This window comes from Streptomyces venezuelae, assembly GCF_008642295.1.
GTDB classification, from domain to species: Bacteria; Actinomycetota; Actinomycetes; order Streptomycetales; family Streptomycetaceae; genus Streptomyces; species Streptomyces venezuelae_C.
On the sequence record NZ_CP029190.1, the window covers coordinates 7,280,208 to 7,300,344 of the forward strand.

Below are 20,137 nucleotides of genomic sequence, written 5' to 3' on the forward strand. Positions count from 1 at the left end.
CATCCGCACCCCGCCCGCTCCCCGCCGCCGAACTGCTGACGGCCGCCCTGCCGGACGGCGAGGTCGCTCCCGCCGGATCCAGCGAAAAGAAGGTGCACGAACCCGACCCGGCGCGGTCGCCCGTGCCCCTCAGCGATCCCCATTGCGTCCTGGTCTTCGACCCGTATCGGGGGAGGCCGTGGCCTCCGACGGTGATTCAGACCTTCCACAGCAAGGAGAACCTGGAGTGGACCGGCCGGACCACGCTCACCGCCCACCCCGGACCGGCCGGGGCCGCCGCGGAGTTCGAACGGCTCCGCACGGCCATGCAGGCTTGCCGGGAGTACCGCGTGCCCGGCGTCGGCAGCGGCACGCGTGCCACCCTCGCCCCTGTACGGGCGCCCGGGCTGGGCGACGAGGCCGTGGCCTATACCCAGACGTCCTGCACCGATGTCAGTGACATCAACCCCGATGCGAAGGAGGTCTGCACCATCAACAGGACCACAGTGGTGCGCGTCGGCTCGGTGATAGCCGAGTTCGACCTGGCCCCGTCCCCGTCGGTGGAAACCATGGAGTTCCCAGCCGAGCTCATGGCCCGCCAGGTACAGCGGCTACGCGACCTACGCCAGTCCTAGCCAGTGATCTCGCCGGCCGGGGGCGCCAAATGCCCCCGAAGCGGGACGGATCAGGATACCGACCCCAGCCCGTCCCGCAGCCGCTCGGCGAACGCCCGCGCGGCGGCCAGGTCCCCGGCGTTCGGCCGCTGCCTGTTGATACCGCCAATGAGCCGGAAAGGCGCCCAGGTGTCGAACGCCCGGCACGAAAAGCTCCCGTCCACCTCGAAGCCCTTGCCTTCGAGCAGCCGGACCAAGGGGCGGGTGAAAGGAGCCGGCGGGATCTCGGGGAGCCCGCTGGTGGCGAACACGAACGCCCGGCCCCGCCCGGTGGGAAGCGCCTTGACGAAGTCGGTCAAACGGGGATGGAGCCTGCTGTAGAAGACGCCAGAGCCGAACCCCACGAGCTCGGCGCCGGCCAGCTCCGCCAGGTCGGCCTGCTCGGGGGAGACGACCTTCGCGCCGAGCACCTGGGCCATGGCGTCGGCGACACGACGCGTATTGCCGTGCGACACGGAGGCGCACACGATGACTGCCTTCATTCTCGCGATCCCTTCTCTCGTTTCCGGAATGAGGACAGCGCAGCGGCGTCCGATGTGACGCCACTCGAATGTGATGCAGGTCACACCGCACGGGGAAGGTCAAGGCACCCCGTCAGACAGATCGCTTGGCCCCGTAATAGCCATGGCGCATCCGAAACCTCATGGGATCGGTACCGACCGCCTGGATGTGCTTGATCAGCATCGACCGCAGCGGCTCCGGCAGTCGTTTGCCATGTGCTCCGGTCCATTCGAGAGACCCGAAGAGTTGAGCCGCACCATCGAGTTGGGCAGAACTCGGCGGACGGGTGGTGAGCGCGGCGAGGATAAGGCCGGGATCTTCGGACAGGAGCTGCTGCTCGACCGCCATGTCGTACCACTTCAGGCCCCCGGTGGACTCCCTGGCGGGAACCCCGGCCCATGCCAGCAGGAAGCAGATCCGCTCGATCCCATCGGGATAGGCCGCTCGGACGAGCGCGGCAAGCCGAGCCTTGGCGTCGCGAACTCGGCCTGACCAGGCTTCCAGGTCACGCCCCGGCGGGTCGGACACCTCCATGGCCGTCTCGCGCAGCCCGGCGGGCGCGGCCTGGAGCCAACGCAGCCGGCGCCGCTCCTCCTCGGCCTCCTGCCCGGCCAGCTCCGCCTGGACCTCCCGAGATCCGGTCAGGCCTCGCTCCGCCAGCCACTCGGTCAGTGCCGGACCATCCTTCAGGTCGGCATCGCAGTGACCGATCCCTCGAAGACCGGACTGGTGGTGCAGCGTCCAGCAGGCGATCAGCTCGCCGTTCACATCGTGAACCATGATCGTCGGCCAGCCGTTGCACCGGCACCGGTCGCCGGTACCGCCGTCCACAATGGCCAGCACTCGAGCCAAGTCGGCGATCTGGGCACCGGTCACCACGATCCGCGCCACGTCACCTGAATCCGCCTCGCCAGGAGATCCCTCGGCGATCACGACGCGCCCAGCACGGTTCAGTACAGCGCGGAGGCGCGCTGTTGTCGGAGCGCCCTCATCCATGCCCGCCGTTCCCTCGTAGATCACGCCCGCGAGGATACTGCCGCCCGTCCCGCAAACCATGGCGCGATTCAGCCCGGTCGACCCGGTCGACCCGGTCGACCTGGCCAGTCCGGCCCGAGTCCGGCGGCCCGCAGCAGCGAGTCACGTTCGTCCTGGCGCAGCGGCTCGCCCTCCGGGAGCTGATCGTCGGCCAGCAACCGCCGCACCCATACCGCGTCGGCCTCGAACGCCGCGCGACACCGGGCTCGCTCGGGTTCGCCGGGGTCGACCGGCTCCGACAGGGCCGCGGCCACCAGTACGAGATCGAAGTGCAGGCCCCGACGGGGCACTTCGGGGTCGGCGGCCAGACGGAGCAGGTACGGCACGACCGCCGGCATCGCGGCGCTGATCTGCATCGGTCCCGCCATCACCAGCAGACTCAGCGCCCGTCCCGCAACCTCGGCGGTGTCGGGGTCGACCAGGCCGTACAACAGCGCCGGAACCCCGTCCGTACAACCAGGCAACTCCGACCAGACGACCTCTTCACACCCCACCAGCGCGGGATGCGGGGAAGGATCCGCCGCCAGATGTGGATACGCCGCCACCAGATCCGCGATCGCAGCCGCTACCGCCGCCCGGCCCACGGTGCACACACCAACCCCCAGTCCGCCACCCCACCCATAGCCGCTGACCCTGCCCGCGCACCATCATCCGCGCCCACCAGCATGCGGCCGGCGCCCGCCCTGCGTGCGTGCCCCCTCGACAGGGCCAGGCCGCCGGTCGACACCGCGGCTGAGCCAGGACTTCTCCAGATCCGACACAGGCGGCTCGGGCACAGGGCCGGTGTCGTCGTAGACGGCGATCGGGTCATCCGGGGCCGACCACGAGCCGACCGTCACCAATCGGTAGACGAACTCCCCGCCTTCGGGGAGCGGGGCCGTGACGGCTGCCGGTGCCGGCGGCCCGGGCACACACCTGCCAACGTCATCGGCGTACGGCCCGCCACCGAAGACCGCATGCATCCAGCCCTGCGGTGGCGTTCCACTCAGATCGAAGACGTCCTCCATGCCCCTCCCCTTCATCGCGGCGAGCGTAGTTGAAGAGGGCAGGAAAAACCCGACCTCAAGATCGGCCCGACAACTCTCAGGGGGCGAGGCGCGCAGCCGCGTACAGCGTCAATCGCCTCAAATGCCCGCGTAGGTTTCAAGCGAGAGCGCGTGAACGTTGGTGAGAAGCAAGAGCACCCAGAGCGGCGGGGAGGGGCAATCGTCCGTGCGAAGTCAGCCTCGTTTGTGGCAGGATGACGGCATGTTGATCAGAAAGGGCGATGCCGCGTAGGCGCCCGAAGGCCGTCCGTGCGGAGCTGTGGCGGCCTCGCAGGCACGTTGTAGTTCGGCGGATCCGGGGTGTTTCCGCCAAGACTCGCGCAGCTGTCCGCCGCGTCGAGGACGAGCGGATGTGGCCGGGTGCAGTTGCTGAAGCGCTCGCCCGCTTCGAGTGGGCGTTCAGGCAACCCGGCCGTTATCTGAATGCATCCCCGGTCTGGCAGCCCGGACTGGAGGTGGAGTACGCCCGTGATGACCTGGAAGAGGTCATGCTTCACCTCCCTCGCGGTGCCCGGCGCGATCTCGGCCGGCTGGTTGCCCGTATCGACGATGAGTTCGAGCGTCGCACCCTGCCCAACCCTGGGCCGGTGAACGCCTTCACGGTGGGCGGCTGGTGGTGGTCAAGGATCCGTGACCACTGAGGATGCTCACGAAGCCTCATGCGCCCAGGTCAGCTCGTGGCCAGCCGTTGTTCACTCGCTGGTCCATTCGTAAGCTCGCCGATCACCTGCTCAGGAACATCATCCGGCCCGTCCGGCCCGTCCGGCCCGTCCGGATCGGCAGGGCGGCTCTGCGGTGCTTACTGGCCCACCGCGGGATCTCTTTCCAGCGCACGAAGACCTGGAAGGAGTCCCAGGATGCGGACTTCGACGCCCAGCTGGCCCGGATCGAATACGCGGTCAACGAGCGGCCGGACTGCACGTTTGCCTTCGACGAGTTCGGCACGTTGGGCATCCGCCCTACCGCCGGTTCCTGCTGGGCAGATCGAGGCAGGCCAGACCAGCTGTCGGCGACCTACCGCCGTACCGACGGAATCACCTACTTCCATGGCTGCTACTCCGTCGGCGACGACGAGATGTGGGGAATCAATCGGCGCCGCAAGTGCATCGACCATACTTGGGCCGCGCTGCGCTCGATCCGCGCCGCCCGCCCGGACGGCGCCCCCATCTACGTGATCCTCGACAACCTGTCCGCCCACCTGAACTGGGAATCCGCAGGTGGGCGACCCGGAACAAGGTCGAGCTGTGCTTCACCCCGACTTGCGCGTCCTGGGCCAACCCCACCGAAGCCCGCTTCGGACCCTTGAGGCAGTTCACCCTGGCCAACTCGCACCATTCCGACCACACGGCCCGGACCCGGACTCTGCCCGCCTACATGCGCTGGCGCAACCAGAACGCCCGCCACCCCGAGGTCCTCGCAGCCCAACGACGCGAACGAGCCTGCATCCGTAGTGAGAAGGGTGTTCGCTGGGAAGGGCTTCGGACCACGATGGCGTCCTGAACGACTACACCTGCCCTTGATACACCCTGATCTCGGTCGGGCTGAGTCTGCGGATCGTTGCCCAGGCCGCTCGCTCGGTCAGTCCTTGCGCCCACTCTTCGAGATCGTCTCCGGCATCGCGGAAGAACCACGAGTCGAAGCTTCCCAAGGCCTCCAGCGCGGGCGTGAGGCCGTATCTGAGCTCGCAGTGGACCTGCACGTAATGGTCGTGATCACCGTCGTCGTCGGAGATCTCGAACTGCCGGGTGAGGTCCAGCGTGAACGCTCGAGGGCCGCCGAACGCGTGGGTCCCGTACTGGAACAGGAGACCGTCAGCGTCGGGTGTGTCCGGGACGTCGAACAGTCGTCGGCCGAACCGAAGGAAGGCAAGCCAGCAGTCTTCCGTGACCAGCTCGTCAAGCCCTCGCTGCCCTGATCCCAGTTCGCCCTCAAGCAGTCCCGCGGCCTCGTCCATCGGCAGTCTCCGCGTCATGCCCGACCTCCTCACCCACCACAGCCTCGCTCAGCGTACTGACCCGGTGAACCGTCCCGGTCAGAGCACTAGACAACGTCGAACTCGTTGCCTTCCGGGTCCTGCAGCAGGACGGCGTACTGCCCCATGTCCGGCTCATCCGTGATCCGAAGCACGCTGGCACCGGCCTTGATCAGTCTTTCCACAGTGGTGGTGACCCGCTGAGTGCGGACCGCCAACGGGACATCGCGCCCACCGCCGACCTTCAGGTCGAAGTGGATCCGGTTCTTGGTGGTCTTGGGTTCCGGAACCAGTTGGAACCACACCCGGGGCCCTCGTCCCGCCGGATCGACGATCGACTCCGGGATGTCGCCCGCACCCACAGGCAACTCCTCCTCGGGCACCCCCATGGCCGCCCAGTACTCCCGCCACGTGGCATGGCCGGCCGGTGCAGGTTCGGGGACGTATCCCAGGGCCTCGCTCCAGAACGCCACCAGCTTCTGCGGGTCGGCGCAGTCGATCGTCAGTTGCAGCGTCATGTCCATAACCTGAGGCTGACAGACACGTCTGACATTCATGCCGGACCACCCCCGCCCGGCGAGCGCCGTACCCGCCGTCGCTCTCGTGGATGTCCTCCTGTGGCTATGACGACTTCCAGGGATCCAGCCTGCACCTCCAGGACGACGTCCTCACCAAGGACGAGCTGCCAGCGCTGTCGAGGGCGGCGGGCGCGGGGTGGTGTCCCGGGCCGGGGCCGTGCTTTTGGTCGAGACCGTCCGCAAGGCCGGGCTGGATCGGGCGATATCGGCGGCGCTTGCGCCGTGGCGGTGGCCGAGGGGCGGTGCACGATCCGGGGAAGATCCTGCTGGACGTGGCCGTCGCGGTCGCGGTCGCGCTGGGCGGGGACTGCCTCGCGGATGTCGGGATGCTGCGGGCCGAGCCGGCCGTGTTCGGCCCGGTGGCCTCCGACCCGACGGTCTCCCGGCTCATCGATACCCTCGCCGCGGCCGGGCCGAAGGCCCTCTCCGCGATACGGGCCGCTCGGGCCGAAGCCCGCGAGCGCGTCTGGAGTTCCGGCGTCGTCGAAAGGCACGTCAACCGGATCAAGATGCTCAAGCGCCAGATGTTCGGCCGGGCCGGCTTCCAGCTGCTGAGGAGGCGAGTCCTGCTCGCAGAATGGGCTCTGGTGCCGTGCGATAGATTGCGGGGGACACGAGAGAAGAGCTCGCATGGACTCCCGCATCCCGCGGTTGCGACGCAAGCTGGCACGCATCCCCTACACGCCCAACCGAAGCTACTCCTTTGGGGAGGAGCGGCACGAATTTCGTCTCGGCCCCCGCCTCACCAAAGGTCGGGCAGATGCCTTTCAGGCCGAGCATGACGTGGAACTCCCGCAGCCCTACCGAGACTTCCTCACCACCATGGGCGGCAGTGGTGCGTCTCCGTACTACGGACTGATCCCCTTGGAGGACTGCACGCTCTTCACGATGAACTCCAGAGACGACGACGCCACCAGCAACTCAAGAGGATTCAGCCGAGCCTACCGCCCCACCCGCCGTGGTGACCTGTTCCTGAACGTCATCGAACGCGGCTGCAGCGATCTCGTCCTCATTGGCATAACCGGCCCCCTCACCGGGCGCATGCTCATCGGCAACGCCGACGGCTTCTGGGGCCCGAACGTCTCCTCAGCCCCGGACTTTCTCGCCTGGTATGAGCGATGGCTCGACCACATGGCCGCCGGACAGGACAACGGGGCTCTGGAGCTCACCTCACCCCAGCTCCGAGCGCATCCGATTCGGCAGCGGCTCGCTCACTTGCCGTGACCACTCCACAGAACCTGAGTCAGACCCCGAGTCAGAACCCGAGTCAGAACCTGAGTCAGAAGCCGAGTCCGACAGCACCGCCGCCTCGTCGTGGACTGGGTGTGTCCGGCCCGGCCAGACGGCCGTCCAACAAAACCCGGCCGATATCCCTTGGCGGGTCGGTGCCCGAGTCGGGCAGGGTTCCGGGTGATGAGCGATGAGTACGAGATGACGTACGCCCACCCCGACTCCCTCGAAGGCCTGCTGCAACGGGGGCGTGGCCTGGGTGCGGTACGCGCGCTCCAGGACCCGCAGGATGCCGCTGGATTCGTGTACGACGGGATCCGACGTGACTGGCGATGGGACGGGACCGACGACCGGTCTCTGTACCTGGCTCGGCTGGTCCGGGACCTGGAGCTGTCCCCGACGCCGGTCGTGGACCAACTGGAGGGGGACGAGGAGTCCTGTTTGCGGGCCTGCGAGGTCCTGGAGTTGCTGGCTCTCGCCGGATCGGAGGAAGCGCGCGAGGGGCTTCGGGCCTATGTCCGGAGAGGCGATCACTGGGTCCGCGTGCTGGAGTCGGTATCAGTCGGCTGGCCGGCAGAGTGGTGGGAAGACCTCGGTGACGTCGCGCGCGCTCGAATCGGCGGAGAAGCGGAGCTTCCGTGGTTCTTCGAGCCGTGGACACGGTTCGGGATCGAAGTACAGAGCCGCCCGTCCACAACACGGCCATCCCTGACGGGGCTCGGCACAGCGGACCTCCTCACCCTGCTCGCCGACTCCCGCACGGAAGACACCACGAAGTTCGACGCACTGCGTGCGTTGAACAGCCGAGAGCCTTCTGAAGGACTGATCCCGCTGGTCCCCCTGCTGGGCACCGCGGATGGCCGCCGACCCCTGCCCCTGCTCAGACGGGCCGTTGAGCGCCTCGGCACCGCCGCCGTACCAGCAGCGCACGGCTGGGCGGCGCAGGACGAACGCCCTTGGCTGACGCAGCTGGGAGCCGACATCCTGGCCGACCACCCAGGGCCCGAGGCATTGCGGGGACTCGTAGAAGAACTCGCAGAGCAATGGGCGACCCGGACCTGGTGCGGCCCCGACCGGACGGCCCGCCGCCTGGCCCGGTTCGGGCCCGACGCCGCCGACGCTCTGCCCTACCTGCGGCGCTTCTGGCTGCGCACCCCGCACTCCTATGAGAGGACCGCGTACCTGGAGGCACTCGCCGCCATAAACAGGGACGGCCTGGACTACGTGTACGCCGAGGCCCTCTGGGACTGCGAGGAGACGACGCGGCTGCTGGGGATCGCCTCTGCACCCGCAAGCCCGGAGACCTTGGGACGGATCGCGCAATTGCGCGACGATCCGATGGAGACCCCCGAGGTACGCGCCGCGGCCAGAGCACGGCTGCCGGCCGCCCCTGCCGGCCTGCGTCTGCGCCTGCGTCAGACCTGACCTACCAGCGGACGGACGCGATGGTATGCACCCACCGCTGCGGGCTGGTTCGCACCCAGACCGCGAAACGAGGGCCACACCCTGCTGCCTGCCAGGCCGGCATGTCGCGTTCAAGGACCTGGTCGGCGTCCGGCGGGCCTTGGTGGGGCCGTGGGTGTCGTGTATCCGAGCGAGCGGAGGGGGGATGTAGCACGGTCCACCAGGCTCCGGGCGCGGTGGAGGGCGTCCTGGTCGGTGGCGGCGCGGACGAAGAGCACCGCGTCGGCTCCGCGGTCGGAGGAGCGGACGCGGAGGTGTTCCAGACCATGGCGGGGGGATGCGTGTGCCCAGAGCACGGCGTCGATGGTGTGTACGTGCGTGGTCGGGGCGGGACCGCCGGTGATGCGGAGAAGACTGATGTGGATCATGCGCATGCGGGGTCTCCCGTGGGTCTCCCGTTGGTACCGGGTCTGCGGCCATCGTGGAACGGCGGCATACGCCACGGGAACGAGGTTCGGGCGGCAGGATGAGGCCTGACCGCATCCGGACACGTGGTCGCAGTGCCATCGCAGTGCGATCGCACCGCGATGGCACTGCGACGGGAGGCTGCTTTTCGGACGTGTCTGTCTGTTCTGGCATCCTTCTCGGTCGCTTCTGACAGCATCGCGCGCGAAGACCGATCGCATCCGGCTGGGGGATGGGTAGATGCTGGAAATGCTGGGGCTGGACCGGGACACCGAGCGGGTCTATCGCGAGATGCTGCTCCAGCGTTCTGAGGGGGTCGCGGAGTTATGCGTCAGGACCGGCCTGGCCGAAGGTGACGTACGCGCGGCTCTGGATCGCCTGGCCGACCTGGCGCTCGTGACCCCGTCGCGGGACACGCCCGGCTCGCTGCGGGCGGTGAGCCCCGAGCGAGGGCTGGAACTGCTGCTGCTGCGGCAGGAGGAGGACCTGGTCAGGCGTCAGCAGGAGCTGGCCCTCGGCAAGGCGGCAGCCGCCCGAGCGGTCGCCGAGTATGCGAACCTGCGGTCCGGCCAGGCCGCCGAGGACGGTACCGAGCGGCTGCTCGGGCTCGACGCCATCCATGCCAGGCTCGAGGTGCTGGCCGAGGAGGTCGAGCGGGAGTGTCTGGCCGTCATGCCCGGCGGCGCCCAGTCGCAGGCAAGCCTGGATGCGTCCCGGCCGCTGGACGAGCAGGCGCTGCGTCGGAACGTAGAGCTTCTGACGCTGTATCAGGACAGCGTGCGCAACGACCCGGCGACGTACGCGTACGCACGCTGGACGACCGAGCTTGGCGGCAAGGTGCGCACCTGTCCGGTGTTGCCGCCACGGATGCTGCTCTTCGACCGCACCATCGCCGTGGTGCCCATCGACCCCCAGAACACGCGGCTCGGGGCCCTGTGCACCCGCGAGCCGGGCATCGTGGCCTCACTGGTCACGCTGTTCGAGCAGACCTGGGGCATGGGAGTGCCCCTGGGTACGGTCGCGACCGACCTCGGTCCCGGGCCGGATTCCGGGCTCAGCCCGGCCGAACAGGAGCTGCTGCGGCTCCTCGCCTCCGGGATGACCGACGAGATGGCCGGCCGGAGGCTGGGGATCTCCAGTCGGACGGTAAGGCGGCAGATGGCCGTGCTGATGGAGCGCCTCGGGGCCACCAGCCGGTTCGAGGCCGGGCTGAAGGCCGTCCAGAGCGGCTGGCTGTGACGCCGGCGGCCTCGTCCGGATGCGGACAGACCGCTTGGTGACAGCCTGATCTCCTTCCTCCCCGGCGCCTGGGCTTGCAGGATTCTCATCAACGGCAGGGCGAACCGGCCGCGGACGACACACCCCGCGGCGATCACCCGGCCAGGCATCCTCGACCACATTCCGACGCCCGACTGGGGGGACACCGTCATGCCCGGAACCAAGCCCGTTCTCGCCACCGCCACCGCCACCGCTTTGCTGTCGCTCATGCTCGTCATCGGCGGGGCCACCGGCGCCGCCGCCGAGACCCTGCCGGGCGGTGGCGGTACGGGCATCGGCTGGGACTCCGCCGTCGCCGCCACCTCCGCCGAGGGCGAGCCGTCCGTGCCGGGAACGGGCATCGGCTGGGACGCCACCCTCGGGTACGACGGCGCCGGCATCGGCTGGGACTGACGACCGGGTCGGCGTCGGCCGACACAGGCGGTCGGGCTAGCTCCTGACCCGTTGACGTTTTACTCCGGTGTCCCGTCCGGGTGCGCCGGTACGCGCCACCGCCCGACATCGCCTCGAAACCGCCTTCTGCCACCCGTGCGCGCCGCATCCGCCGGAAGCGGGTGCCTTCGGTCCCGTCTCGGCAGGCAGGCAGGCAGGCAGGCAGGCGGCAGGCACGGTATCGCTCTGCCCTGCCCAGCACGCCCCCTTCCCGGCCCTTCTCGGCGCCCCGGATTCCCGGATTCCCGGCCGTTCAAGCCCTTCCCCGCACGTCCCTCCCCGCACGCCCTTCCCCGCCCGGCGGACTCGGCCAGGCTGCCCCGGCCCCGCCTCCCTCCGGCCACCGCCCCCGTGCCACGCGTCGCTGTACGCGCGGCGCCGAGTCGGGCCACGCCGCCCCCTGCACGACCCCTCTGCGATTCGCGGACATCCACCTCAGCTCGCCGACACCCGGCACGAAACTGGAGCCCCGTATGCGTACTCGCGCACTTCCCCGCGCCCTCGTCCGTAGCCTCGCAACCGCCGGCCTCGCCACGGTGGTCCTCGGCATCGCGGTGCTCCCGGCCACGGCCGTGCCCACCGGTCAGGCCGGTGCGTACGCCCCGAGCCGGACCGCGGCCGAGGAGGTTCCGGACGCAGGCAGCCCCGGTCAGGGCGAGCCGGCGACGCGGGACTTCGACGAGTCGCCCGGCACCTACGAATCCGGAGAACCCGCCGCAGCGGCAGGCAAGGACCTCCTGCGCGGCACCGAGGGTTCCGCGGCCACCTCGTCGACCGCCGCCAGGGCCACCATCAACCGCAGCCGGGTCCTGGAGCGAGCCAGATCGTGGGTCGGCAAGGGCCTTACGTACAGCTGGACCGGCACCCAGGACGGCTACCGCCGGGACTGCTCCGGCTATGTGTCGATGGCCTGGGGTCTGGCCAGGCCGGGGCTGACCACCGACACGTTCGCCGCGCGCGGGGTCACGTACACCATCACCAAGGACGAGCTCCGCCCGGGCGACGCGCTCAACAACGACAGGACCCTTGCCAACGGCCACATAGTGCTCTTCTCCGGCTGGACGGACGCCACCAGGTCCTCGTACTGGGGTTATGAGTTCACCGGCTCCGGGGTGCACTACCGGAAGATCCCGTACCCCTACTTCAACAACCAGTCCTCCTACCGGCCGGTCCGCAACCGCTACGTGGTCGACGACCCGGCTCCCGCGCCCACGCCGGTCAACGGCGACCTGTACGCCCTGACGCCGGACAAGTCGGCGGTCACGGTGTGGAACGGCAGCTCCTGGACGCGGATCGGCGGCGCGGCGGGCGCCATCCACGCAGGCGGCGCGGGCTTGTTCGCCACCAATCCGGCCACCGGGGACATCTACCGGTACAACGGCACGCCGGACTCCTGGACGAAGGTCGGCAACCCGGGCGCGGCCTTCGCGGTCAGCGGTGACCGCCTCTACGCCCTGACCCCCGACCGGCAGGCCGTCATGCAGTGGACCGGCACCGGCGAGAACTGGATCCAGATCGGCGGCGCGGCAAGTGCGATCCACGCGGGCGGCGCGGGCCTGTTCGCCACCGACCCGCACACCGGCGTCATCAACCGCTACAACGGCACGCCCGGCTCCTGGAGCAAGGTCGGCAATCCGGGCGCGGCCTTCGCGGTCAGCGGTGACCGCCTCTACGCCCTGACCCCCGACCGGCAGGCCGTCATGCAGTGGACCGGCACCGGCGAGAACTGGATCCAGATCGGTGGCCCGGCCGCGGCGATCTATGCCGGCGGCATGGGGCTGGTCGCCACGGACCCGTACGACGGTGACGTCTACCGCTTCCTGAACACCCCCGGCGCCTGGACGCAGGTCGGCGGCCCCGGCGCGAACTTCGTGCTCAGCGGCACCCACCTGTACGGTCTGGCCCCGAACCGGAGCGTGGTCACGGTGTGGACCGGTTCCGGCTGGAACCAGATCGGCGGCGCGGCGGCCACCATCGCCTCCGGGCGCTGACCCGGCACAGCACGAACGAGCACACGCAGACACGTCGGAGTGGCGGTACGGCCCGGTCTTCCGGGCCGTACCGCCATGTTCGTAGAGCTGCCCGCCCCGGACGCCAAAGCCGGGCAGACGACCGGTGTCCACTACCACCTCGACGACGACTTGGACGCCGCGCGCGCCAAGAAGCCCTGGTACGGCCCCGGGGCCGGCGGGCACGGGCGCGGCCCCGAGAGACTCCTCGCCGGACTGGCAGAACACCCCCAACCCCTGAGCAAAGGTGCTGGTCACGGACGCGAGGTCCGTGACCGGGACCTGGCGCTCCAGCTACCGGTCAGAGCTTGGCGAGGGCGCCGGCGAGGGATTCGGGCGGGAAGGCCATCTCGCTTGTCTCCAGGAGCCGACGGAGCGAGGGGGGAACTCGTAGCTGCGGTGGCCGCTGATCACGATCTCCGCCTCGCGGTGAACCTTCATCGCGGACGCCACGGAGGCGATGCTCAGGCCGAGGGCGTCCGCGTCCCCTCCGCTGATCGCCGCCTGCAGTGGTGTCGACGAGGCGGTTGAACGGCACCGAGGCACCCGCTACCGTCCTCCAGCAGCACGACCGCAGAAACAGTCATGACCTCGCCGGCTACCTCGTCGACCTCGGCCGCGTTGAGGAGACCCTGGCCATCCTGTTGCGCAGAAGCCCCCCGCCACCGCTCGTGCCGACCACGCACCTGTTGTCGGCGTACCTGTGAAAGTCGCACCTGACTACGGATGAACGTGCTCAGGCCCAGGGGGCTCAGCGGAAGGCGTGGGCGTTCTCCGACGCCCACTGCCGGAACGGGCGGGCGGGTGTTCCGGTGATCTGTGCAACCGTGTCGCGTACCTTCAGCAGTTCGTCGTTCACGTCTCCGCCCGTTACATCGAGGACCGCTTCCGCCGCCTCGGCGCCGAAGATTGTGGCCATCTGCGCGTAGGCCTGCCGACGGCTGATTTCGGCGAAGGGAACCTCTCGCCCCAGGGCTGCCGCGATGGCCTCGACTTGTTGTCGAGCGGTCACCGGCTCTGGGCCGGTCAAAGCGTAGGTGCGCCCGTGGTGACCGGGCTCGGTCAGTGCCACCCGTGCCACCGCCGCGATGTCCGCCGGGTGAATGGTCGGCAGCGCGGTCTCGGCGTACGGCGCGTGGACGGTCTCGTGGCCACGGATGGAAGCGGCCCACATCAGGGCGTTCGAGGCGAACTGCGTCGGCCGCAGGATCGTCCAGGCCATGCCGCTTGCCTTGAGCAGTTCCTCCACCGCCCGGTTCTCGTCGGCGGGGCCGAGGTGCGGGTGGGTCTGGACGGTGATGGACGACACCAGAACGACATGCTCCACACCCGCCTGCCGGGCGGCTTCGAGGATGTCGGCATCCGATCCCAGACGCGACACAAGAAACAGTGAGCGCACCCCTTGCAGCGCGGGCTCCAATGACACCGGCTCTGCGAAGTCGCCCTCCACAGCCTCGACCCCAGCAGGGAAGACGGCCCGTGCGACATCACGGGTGAGCCCCCTCAGCGGCCCGACACCACGCGCGTGCAGCTCCTTCAGCAGGGCACTGCCGATGTTTCCGGTGGCTCCGGTCACGAGGATCATGGGCGTGTCTTCCCCTCATCAGGTGATCAAGTAGGCGACACGCTAAAACCTCAATCATGCTTCAGGTCAAGGAGTGCCTGGCCACTCCCGCGGCTGCGCACGTATATCCGTACATAACTGGGCATGTTCATGTGTCCGCCCACACCGGTGGTCCGACGAGCCTCCGTTCTGAAGTTCTGAAGCTCTGAAGCTCTGACCGAGGGATGGCGATGACGGCCCATCACTCGATGCTTGGTGGCGCCGCCAGTGCTCGGCGGTGACGCCGCGGAGTCCGAGCAGGGGCGCGAGGATGCTGCCTGGCCTCCAGGGCTTCGACGACCGATGGATCTCGGCCGCCGGCAGCCCCCGCGCCTTCGGCGTGAGGGCCCGTTCCCCATCGATGCCGGCGGTCATGCGACCACTGCTCTGCCTGTTGCTCCTCGATGGCCGAGGACCCTTGGGCTTGAACGCCCCGCGTCACACCCCGCAGTTACCAGCGACGCATGGGAGCGTGGGGACCGGCCTTGGACACTACTTCGTATCGCGCACTGACTGCTCCAGTTGGCCAGATCGGCCGACCCCGGCCCTCAGGGCGGGCCCGCCCGCCAATCCGCACTCGCAGCCGCGCGTGATTGCGGTGGGTCTCCCTGTTAGGGGTTGCAGTTGAGCACAATGCCCTCATTCACGCGGCACACGTCGTTGTCTGCGCCGCCGTCGACTTCACCGTCGTTCAACAGGACCTGGATCTCGTCGTCGCCCGTGTTGCCGTGGACCCTGCCCAACGAGCCGTTGTAGGAGGCGATGATGTCGTCGGAGCCGTCGCCCGCCTGGATGAGACCCGTGTTCTCCTCCTCCAGCCTGATGGTGTCTTGGCCGTTGCCGCCATTGATGACACCGGCGTGGTTGAAGGTGACCCGGATGGTGTCGTTTCCGTGGTGGCCGAAGATGACATCGCCGTAGACGAGGCGGTCGCATCGGATGTCGTCATCGCCCGCCGTGCCATAGATCTCGGGGCCCGGCTGGGGTTGACCGTTCACGAAGCGGTCGAGGCCGCAGAGTCCGGAACCGCATGTGACGCGTGAGCGGTGCCCGCCAGGCCCATGCCGACAAGCAGTGCAACAGCAGAAGCAGTGATCTTGTTCATGGACGGATCAACGACGCTGCTGCGTGAAGGTGGCGTCGCACGGAAGGATCACCATGGGCCCGCGACTGGCCAACCGAAACACTCGGTGCCCCGTGTGATCGATCGAACCTTGATCACGTGCCGTCGAAGAATGATCGCGTCGGCCAGACGCCCTGCTGCGGAAGCTGACAGCCGATGGTCGCGCAGCGAGAGGCGCGGCGGGCAGCCGGGCGGGAGCGCGGAGGTCATTGCTACGGTCGCCGGATGGCGAACTGGGACGAGGACAGCGTCCGCGCACGGATACGGGAGATGGCCGCACGGGACCCGGCGCGGGAGCGTTCCGGGGCGCGCACGCATCGGTACGTGCTGGCGCCGCAGCTACCGGAGACGAAGATCCGGGCATTCGAGGAATCCCACGGCATCGCTCTACCCGTGGAGTACCGGTCCTTCGTCGCGGAGGTCGGCAACGGGCCGGCCGGGCCCGGGCACGGCGTCATGCCGTTGACAATTCCACGCCCGGAGGCCGACGAGGAGTGGGCTGCAGACGATGAGTGGGAGCAGGACCGCCTGCCGGGCCACCTCGCCGGGCCGTTCCCACTCACCGAACCTCTTCCCGGCCCGATCGGGGCAACGGCCGATCTGACCCAGGGCACACTCATGGTGGCCGAACAAGGCTGCGGCATCTACACGCGGCTCATCCTGAACGGCCCACACGCAGGAGAGATCTGGCAGATCGATCCGGACTGGGGCGGCTTCGTACCGCTGCGCCCTGGCTTCCGATCCTGGTACACCGATTGGCTGGCGAGCCCGTGACAGGGGTCAGGCCGGCCAGCAGATGAACCTGGTCAGCCTCCAGGTTCATCTGCGTGACATCGGCGTCCCGCCGCAGCGCGGCAGGACCTCCGCAATCCGCCAGCTCGTACTCCAAGCCCCGGTCCCCGTCATCGCGAAGGCACTCGGCTACCACGACAAGACCACCACCCGCCTGGTCACCGAAGCCGGAGGAACATGGAGCCGATACGCCCCCGGCGACCACCAGCGACGAAGCGCAGTACTTACACCGGATCCGCTGAGCCTCGTTTGTCCTCAACGTGGACGATGTGAAGTTCGGTGCCGTCCCGGTGCCGCTTGGAACGTCCGAACAGTCCGACAGCGATCTGCGACTGATTCTGAGGTTCATCGGGGCCGACATAGGTAAGGACGTCGTTGTGGTGTCCGGTGACGACCCATCCCTCGACGTCCTTGAGGTCGATCACCCCAAAATCTCCTGCCGAAGATCCTGCATGCGCCGGGCCGAACTTCTTCAGGAGGTCGGTGGCCTGTTCAGCAAGCTCCCCTTCCGGAACGGTCAGCACGACACAAGTGCCATGCTCGAACAGCACCCACGACTTGTGAGGGTCAGCGAGAAGCCGCTGCCAGACGTCTACAAGTATCTCGGTGTCCATGGCGGTCATCATGCCGCAGAGCACTGACACGGGGTGACGATTGGCCGACTGCTACGGCGAATGCGCGACTCCTGGACATGCGGGCCTACCAGTCCCGAGGCCATATACGGGCCTGAGAAAACAACGGCCTGCCGGATGGCGCCAGCAGGCCGTTGCAAGCTGATCAAGGGAAGTGACATCGAGTGTGAGGAGCCTGTGCGCGGCCTGTCGGACCGCGACGCCTCTCCCTGCGAGCGCTACTGAATCTGAACTCGTGATGTTCGTGCAGGTGGGCGGAGTATCCGGCTGGCGGTAGTCCGTCCCGGCGTGGAGCGCGGGCCAGATACGGTCGTTCAGGATCCGGCCGGCCGCTGGGTAGTCTTCGGTAATGTGGAGAGAAGCGGCTCTTGAGATCTTTCCTGGGGCGGAGTTCCGGAGTCCCGTGCAGGCGGTTGTCCTCGCTGATGCAGAGCACCGTCTCGGACGCGGGGTGCCTGCCGAGCTGAGGCAGCTGCTCTTGGAGAGCAACGGAATCGTCGGACATACCGAGGTAGACACCGTCTGACCCGTCGAACAAATCGTCGATCAGAACCTTCTCTTCCGTTCCGACAGCTCCTTCGCCCAGCTGTGCATGCCCTTCGACGCCTTCCTCTTTTTCGGGGACAACGGGGGCGGCGACCAGTTCGCGTTTGTACAGACACCCCAGCGCCCCGAAATCTTCGTCTGGGAGCACGAGACCGACAGCCTGCGGTGGGTGGCCCGAGCCCCGAGGGACTACCGGGGCCGTTCACTCGCCGAGGGCGGCGACGACTGGTACCAGTAGGTTGTCGGTGCGTCCCAAGACGCTGACCGGGTCATCTTGAGCTTGCGCTTGACGGCCAGGTCAGCCGGCCGAGGCCGGCGGCGGCGAAGTTGCCGATGTCGCGTTTGACCAGCGACCAGATGCCGTCCTGCGGGTTCAAGTCGGCGCGTAGGTGGGCAGCCGGAAGACGGTGAGCCAGTGAGCGTTGGCCTCGAAGAACGCCTTGAGCGGGGCAACGGGCAGGCCAGCATGGACACTACCGCTCGCCCAACGCTTCTCCAGAGCACCACGCTCATGGGCACGCTCGGGCTCAGCGCCTTGTGGCTCCGCTCCCAGTCGGGGTGTGCTGCCACCTGCGCCGTGTACACCCGCCACAGCGCTCCGTCGGTCGCCGCCCGGGCGTGCTGCACGTACACCTCGGGCTCGACTCTGTTGATCGGGAGTCGACGCCGTGTCATGTCCTCCCAGGACAGGGACAGTACGGTGCTGTGCTCGCCCGCCGTCACCTCGAGCCGGCGGAGGTGCGCAGGAAGAGCAGGGAGGCGTCGTTCCAGTCCGCGAACCATTCGAGGCGCTGGGCTGCGGTGAGCGTGCCCGGTGCCAACGGAATGCGGAAGACAGTCCATTCGGGTCCGGAGATCTCGCCTGCGAGCGGAGGCGGTGGCCCTGCGGGTTCGAGGTTCGTGCCGCAGAAGCGCACGTGGAAGGGGCTGGCAATGCACCTCCCACACGGCGGTGAGGGCCCTGAGAGCCGCCAGTCCGATGCCGAACCGGCGGGTGGATCCGGCAGAGGCCGTCTTGCCGCTGAGCCAGGGCAGGCCGAGGGGGAGGACATCGGCCAGGCGCAGGCCGGCTCCGCCGTGGGCAATCAGCGTGTCCTCGGACCGCAGCAGGATGCGGAGCTGCCCGGCTCCCGCGTCGTAGGAATTCTGCACGAACTCAGAGAGGACCTGGAGCCGGTCGGTCGAGAGCGTCCACGCGCGCATCCCCCTTGCTGCTCTGTGATGTCGACAAGCCTGGGGTCAGGGGCGGTTCCCGAACACCGGGAGGGCGTGATCCAGCCAAGTGTGCACGGTGTCCCGGCGTGCTGTTCGGTTCGGCTGAGCGGTGCGGCGCTACGGGTGCCGGGGCCGGTGTCGGGACGCAGCCCCGGTATCAGGCTCCGGTCAGTCCCGGGTCGCCTCGTCGGCCGGCCTGTGCCACGGAGGAGATCAGCATGGACAGAGTGAAGGTCGCCACGAGGCTTCCCATCATCACCATGCCTACGCCGATCATGAACAGTCCGCTGGCGTCGTCCGACCAGTCGAAGTACGCGGCAACGGTCAGACCGGCCGTGGTGCCGAGCACGGCGCCGGCGACGTGGTGGCGGGATGCCGCCCAGTACACCGGAGCCAGCAGGGTCAGCACCAGGCCGATCACCTGCCAGGCCTCGTACGGGCCGCTTACCGAGCCGTCGGGGTGTACGTCACGATGCTGGTCCCAGCCCAGCCAGGCGGCCCATGCCGCCACCGGGACGAGGAACAGCAGGCAGGGAGCGAGTATCAGTGATCTCTGGCGCATGGCCCAAGAATCCCGTCGCACCCGGTCCTGCGGCAGAGCGCAGGTACTCACCTCCCTTTGAGTACCCAGACGCCCACAGGCCCGGCACCGCTGACCGGCATCGAAGCCCATGAGGCCCCATGCGTGGATGCCGATGCCGGCGTCCGGTGCGCAGAACCACAGGTCGACTCCGACGACGCGGCCCCGGCCGGCGAGCGGGGCAGGGGCGGGCTCGGCACGGGGGACAAGGGGGCCGCGGTCAGCCGATCGGTTGCCGGGACTCGGCGCGCACCTTGAGGGTGGTCTCGGCGACCTTGGCGAGGTCGATGGACGCGGGCTTCTGCTGCGCGGTCTCCGGGGTAACGACGCCGACGGAGGCGCCGGTGTTCTCGTCAGCCCAGGCGCACATCGGCAGGGTGGTATCGACGCCGCCCTGCCTCGCGACCAGCACCTGGCAGGACAGGGTGACATCGGAGCCGGCCGGGGTGATGTCCCGGGCGGGGGCAGCCAGGGACGCACCTTCGGCGTCCGCCGCACCGGCCAGCATCTGCTTGCGGGTGGCCTCGGGGTCCTTGAACTGGCCGTACATCCCGGAGACGACCAGGGCACTCACCCCCTTCGGAGAGTTGGAGGTGTACTGCCCGACAGCCGGCATCGGATTGCGGACCTTCGAGTCGTAGCTGCCTTTCAGCGCCTTCTTACCCTCGGTGTCCGACAGATCCTGGACCAGCTCGTACTTGCCATCCACCACGGTCTTGGGAACGGTGAGCCGATACCGGGCCTCGGGGAAGCCGGTACCACTCGCCACGGATCCGGCCTCCGTCAGCAGCTTCACGCCGAATCCGAGCACGCCGAGCGCCACCAACGAGCCTGCGACGATCCCGATGACCATGCCCGTCCGGTTCTTGCGGGGCGGGCCCATCGGGGGCTGGCCCCAAGCTCCTTGACCGGGGTACGGCTGCGGCGGGTAAGGCTGCCCCGGGTGCCCGCCGTACGGATTCGGGTGCTGCGGGTGCCCGTACGGGCCGGGGGACTGCTGGGGCGGCATGCTCATGCCTGAACGCTACTTCAGCCCCGCGACC

Annotated in this window: 21 protein-coding genes and 2 pseudogenes; 12 read left to right on the top strand and 11 right to left on the bottom strand. The window is 68.6% G+C overall.

The genetic code is table 11. From position 1 onward, the window contains the following. Window positions 1–191 precede the first annotated feature (191 nt). Window positions 192–614 carry a hypothetical protein gene (locus DEJ50_RS32485; protein ID WP_150211613.1) on the top strand — a complete coding sequence of 141 codons (423 nt, stop codon included), beginning with the start codon at window positions 192–194 and terminating at the stop codon, window positions 612–614. A gap of 50 nt (window positions 615–664) precedes the next feature. Here DEJ50_RS32485 and DEJ50_RS32490 read toward each other — a convergent pair whose 3' ends face one another. The 4 genes from DEJ50_RS32490 to DEJ50_RS32505 form a co-directional block, all read right to left on the bottom strand. Beyond that, the gene (locus DEJ50_RS32490) at window positions 665–1,135 is read right to left on the bottom strand and encodes a flavodoxin family protein (protein WP_150211614.1); all 471 of its coding nucleotides are present in this window, start codon (window positions 1,133–1,135) and stop codon (window positions 665–667) included. Window positions 1,136–1,247: 112 nt separating this feature from the next. After that, window positions 1,248–2,174: a hypothetical protein gene (locus tag DEJ50_RS32495; RefSeq protein ID WP_150211615.1), complete on the bottom strand. Its 927-nt coding sequence runs from the start codon at window positions 2,172–2,174 to the stop codon at window positions 1,248–1,250. 44 nt (window positions 2,175–2,218) lie between these two features. Then, window positions 2,219–2,683, bottom strand: a complete 465-nt coding sequence (locus tag DEJ50_RS32500) for a hypothetical protein (protein ID WP_223838016.1) — start codon at window positions 2,681–2,683, stop codon at window positions 2,219–2,221. 153 nt (window positions 2,684–2,836) lie between these two features. Then, complete coding sequence (locus tag DEJ50_RS32505) at window positions 2,837–3,196, bottom strand: hypothetical protein (protein WP_150211617.1); 360 nt, start codon at window positions 3,194–3,196, stop codon at window positions 2,837–2,839. A 389-nt stretch (window positions 3,197–3,585) separates the two neighbouring features. On the opposite strand from DEJ50_RS32505, the gene DEJ50_RS32510 reads away from it, so the two are divergent. Together DEJ50_RS32510 and DEJ50_RS32515 are read left to right on the top strand one after the other, a co-directional pair. Further along, entirely contained in the window at window positions 3,586–3,876 is a 291-nt protein-coding gene (locus tag DEJ50_RS32510) for a hypothetical protein (protein ID WP_150211618.1), read from the top strand. A gap of 38 nt (window positions 3,877–3,914) precedes the next feature. Next, window positions 3,915–4,735 (top strand): annotated as a pseudogene (locus DEJ50_RS32515) (transposase); the annotation flags it as partial. Between the two features lie 4 nt (window positions 4,736–4,739). On the opposite strand, the gene DEJ50_RS34175 reads toward DEJ50_RS32515, so the two are convergent. Together DEJ50_RS34175 and DEJ50_RS32525 are read right to left on the bottom strand one after the other, a co-directional pair. After that, window positions 4,740–5,207, bottom strand: a complete 468-nt coding sequence (locus DEJ50_RS34175) for a hypothetical protein (RefSeq protein WP_223838017.1) — start codon at window positions 5,205–5,207, stop codon at window positions 4,740–4,742. A 68-nt stretch (window positions 5,208–5,275) separates the two neighbouring features. Beyond that, on the bottom strand, window positions 5,276–5,731 hold the full coding sequence (locus DEJ50_RS32525) for a VOC family protein (protein ID WP_150211619.1): 456 nt from the start codon (window positions 5,729–5,731) through the stop codon (window positions 5,276–5,278). Between the two features lie 115 nt (window positions 5,732–5,846). On the opposite strand from DEJ50_RS32525, the pseudogene DEJ50_RS32530 reads away from it, so the two are divergent. The 7 genes and pseudogenes from DEJ50_RS32530 to DEJ50_RS32560 all read left to right on the top strand — a co-directional run. Continuing rightward, window positions 5,847–6,258, top strand: a pseudogene (locus DEJ50_RS32530) (transposase); the annotation flags it as partial. 157 nt (window positions 6,259–6,415) lie between these two features. Then, window positions 6,416–7,009: an SMI1/KNR4 family protein gene (locus DEJ50_RS32535; protein ID WP_150211620.1), complete on the top strand. Its 594-nt coding sequence runs from the start codon at window positions 6,416–6,418 to the stop codon at window positions 7,007–7,009. A gap of 207 nt (window positions 7,010–7,216) precedes the next feature. Further along, window positions 7,217–8,440: a hypothetical protein gene (locus DEJ50_RS32540; protein ID WP_190344824.1), complete on the top strand. Its 1,224-nt coding sequence runs from the start codon at window positions 7,217–7,219 to the stop codon at window positions 8,438–8,440. A gap of 684 nt (window positions 8,441–9,124) precedes the next feature. Continuing rightward, a complete protein-coding gene (locus tag DEJ50_RS32545) occupies window positions 9,125–10,123 on the top strand; it encodes a helix-turn-helix domain-containing protein (RefSeq protein WP_150211622.1) in 999 nt (332 codons plus the stop codon). A gap of 189 nt (window positions 10,124–10,312) precedes the next feature. Next, window positions 10,313–10,555, top strand: coding sequence for a hypothetical protein (locus DEJ50_RS32550; RefSeq protein ID WP_150211623.1), 243 nt, complete (start codon window positions 10,313–10,315; stop codon window positions 10,553–10,555). Between the two features lie 512 nt (window positions 10,556–11,067). Continuing rightward, entirely contained in the window at window positions 11,068–12,585 is a 1,518-nt protein-coding gene (locus DEJ50_RS32555) for a hypothetical protein (protein WP_150211624.1), read from the top strand. Between the two features lie 545 nt (window positions 12,586–13,130). Next, window positions 13,131–13,310 (top strand): hypothetical protein, encoded by a 180-nt coding sequence (locus DEJ50_RS32560; RefSeq protein ID WP_150211625.1) that lies wholly within the window; start codon window positions 13,131–13,133, stop codon window positions 13,308–13,310. A gap of 44 nt (window positions 13,311–13,354) precedes the next feature. Here the strand turns inward: DEJ50_RS32560 and DEJ50_RS32565 are convergent, their stop codons facing one another. Together DEJ50_RS32565 and DEJ50_RS32570 are read right to left on the bottom strand one after the other, a co-directional pair. Continuing rightward, window positions 13,355–14,188 carry an NAD(P)H-binding protein gene (locus DEJ50_RS32565; RefSeq protein WP_150211626.1) on the bottom strand — a complete coding sequence of 278 codons (834 nt, stop codon included), beginning with the start codon at window positions 14,186–14,188 and terminating at the stop codon, window positions 13,355–13,357. A 629-nt stretch (window positions 14,189–14,817) separates the two neighbouring features. Then, the gene (locus DEJ50_RS32570) at window positions 14,818–15,204 is read right to left on the bottom strand and encodes a hypothetical protein (RefSeq protein ID WP_150211627.1); all 387 of its coding nucleotides are present in this window, start codon (window positions 15,202–15,204) and stop codon (window positions 14,818–14,820) included. Window positions 15,205–15,554: 350 nt separating this feature from the next. On the opposite strand from DEJ50_RS32570, the gene DEJ50_RS32575 reads away from it, so the two are divergent. Continuing rightward, window positions 15,555–16,103, top strand: a complete 549-nt coding sequence (locus DEJ50_RS32575; protein ID WP_150211628.1) for an SMI1/KNR4 family protein — start codon at window positions 15,555–15,557, stop codon at window positions 16,101–16,103. Between the two features lie 242 nt (window positions 16,104–16,345). On the opposite strand, the gene DEJ50_RS32580 is transcribed toward DEJ50_RS32575, so the two are convergent. Further along, window positions 16,346–16,744, bottom strand: coding sequence for a hypothetical protein (locus tag DEJ50_RS32580; protein ID WP_150212512.1), 399 nt, complete (start codon window positions 16,742–16,744; stop codon window positions 16,346–16,348). Window positions 16,745–17,345: 601 nt separating this feature from the next. Here DEJ50_RS32580 and DEJ50_RS34965 point away from each other — a divergent pair. After that, window positions 17,346–17,537: an SMI1/KNR4 family protein gene (locus tag DEJ50_RS34965; RefSeq protein ID WP_223838019.1), complete on the top strand. Its 192-nt coding sequence runs from the start codon at window positions 17,346–17,348 to the stop codon at window positions 17,535–17,537. Window positions 17,538–18,671: 1,134 nt separating this feature from the next. On the opposite strand, the gene DEJ50_RS32595 is transcribed toward DEJ50_RS34965, so the two are convergent. Together DEJ50_RS32595 and DEJ50_RS32600 are read right to left on the bottom strand one after the other, a co-directional pair. Then, window positions 18,672–19,076 (bottom strand): hypothetical protein, encoded by a 405-nt coding sequence (locus DEJ50_RS32595; RefSeq protein ID WP_150211629.1) that lies wholly within the window; start codon window positions 19,074–19,076, stop codon window positions 18,672–18,674. Between the two features lie 238 nt (window positions 19,077–19,314). Beyond that, window positions 19,315–20,109, bottom strand: coding sequence for a hypothetical protein (locus tag DEJ50_RS32600; protein ID WP_150211630.1), 795 nt, complete (start codon window positions 20,107–20,109; stop codon window positions 19,315–19,317). Window positions 20,110–20,137 lie beyond the last annotated feature (28 nt).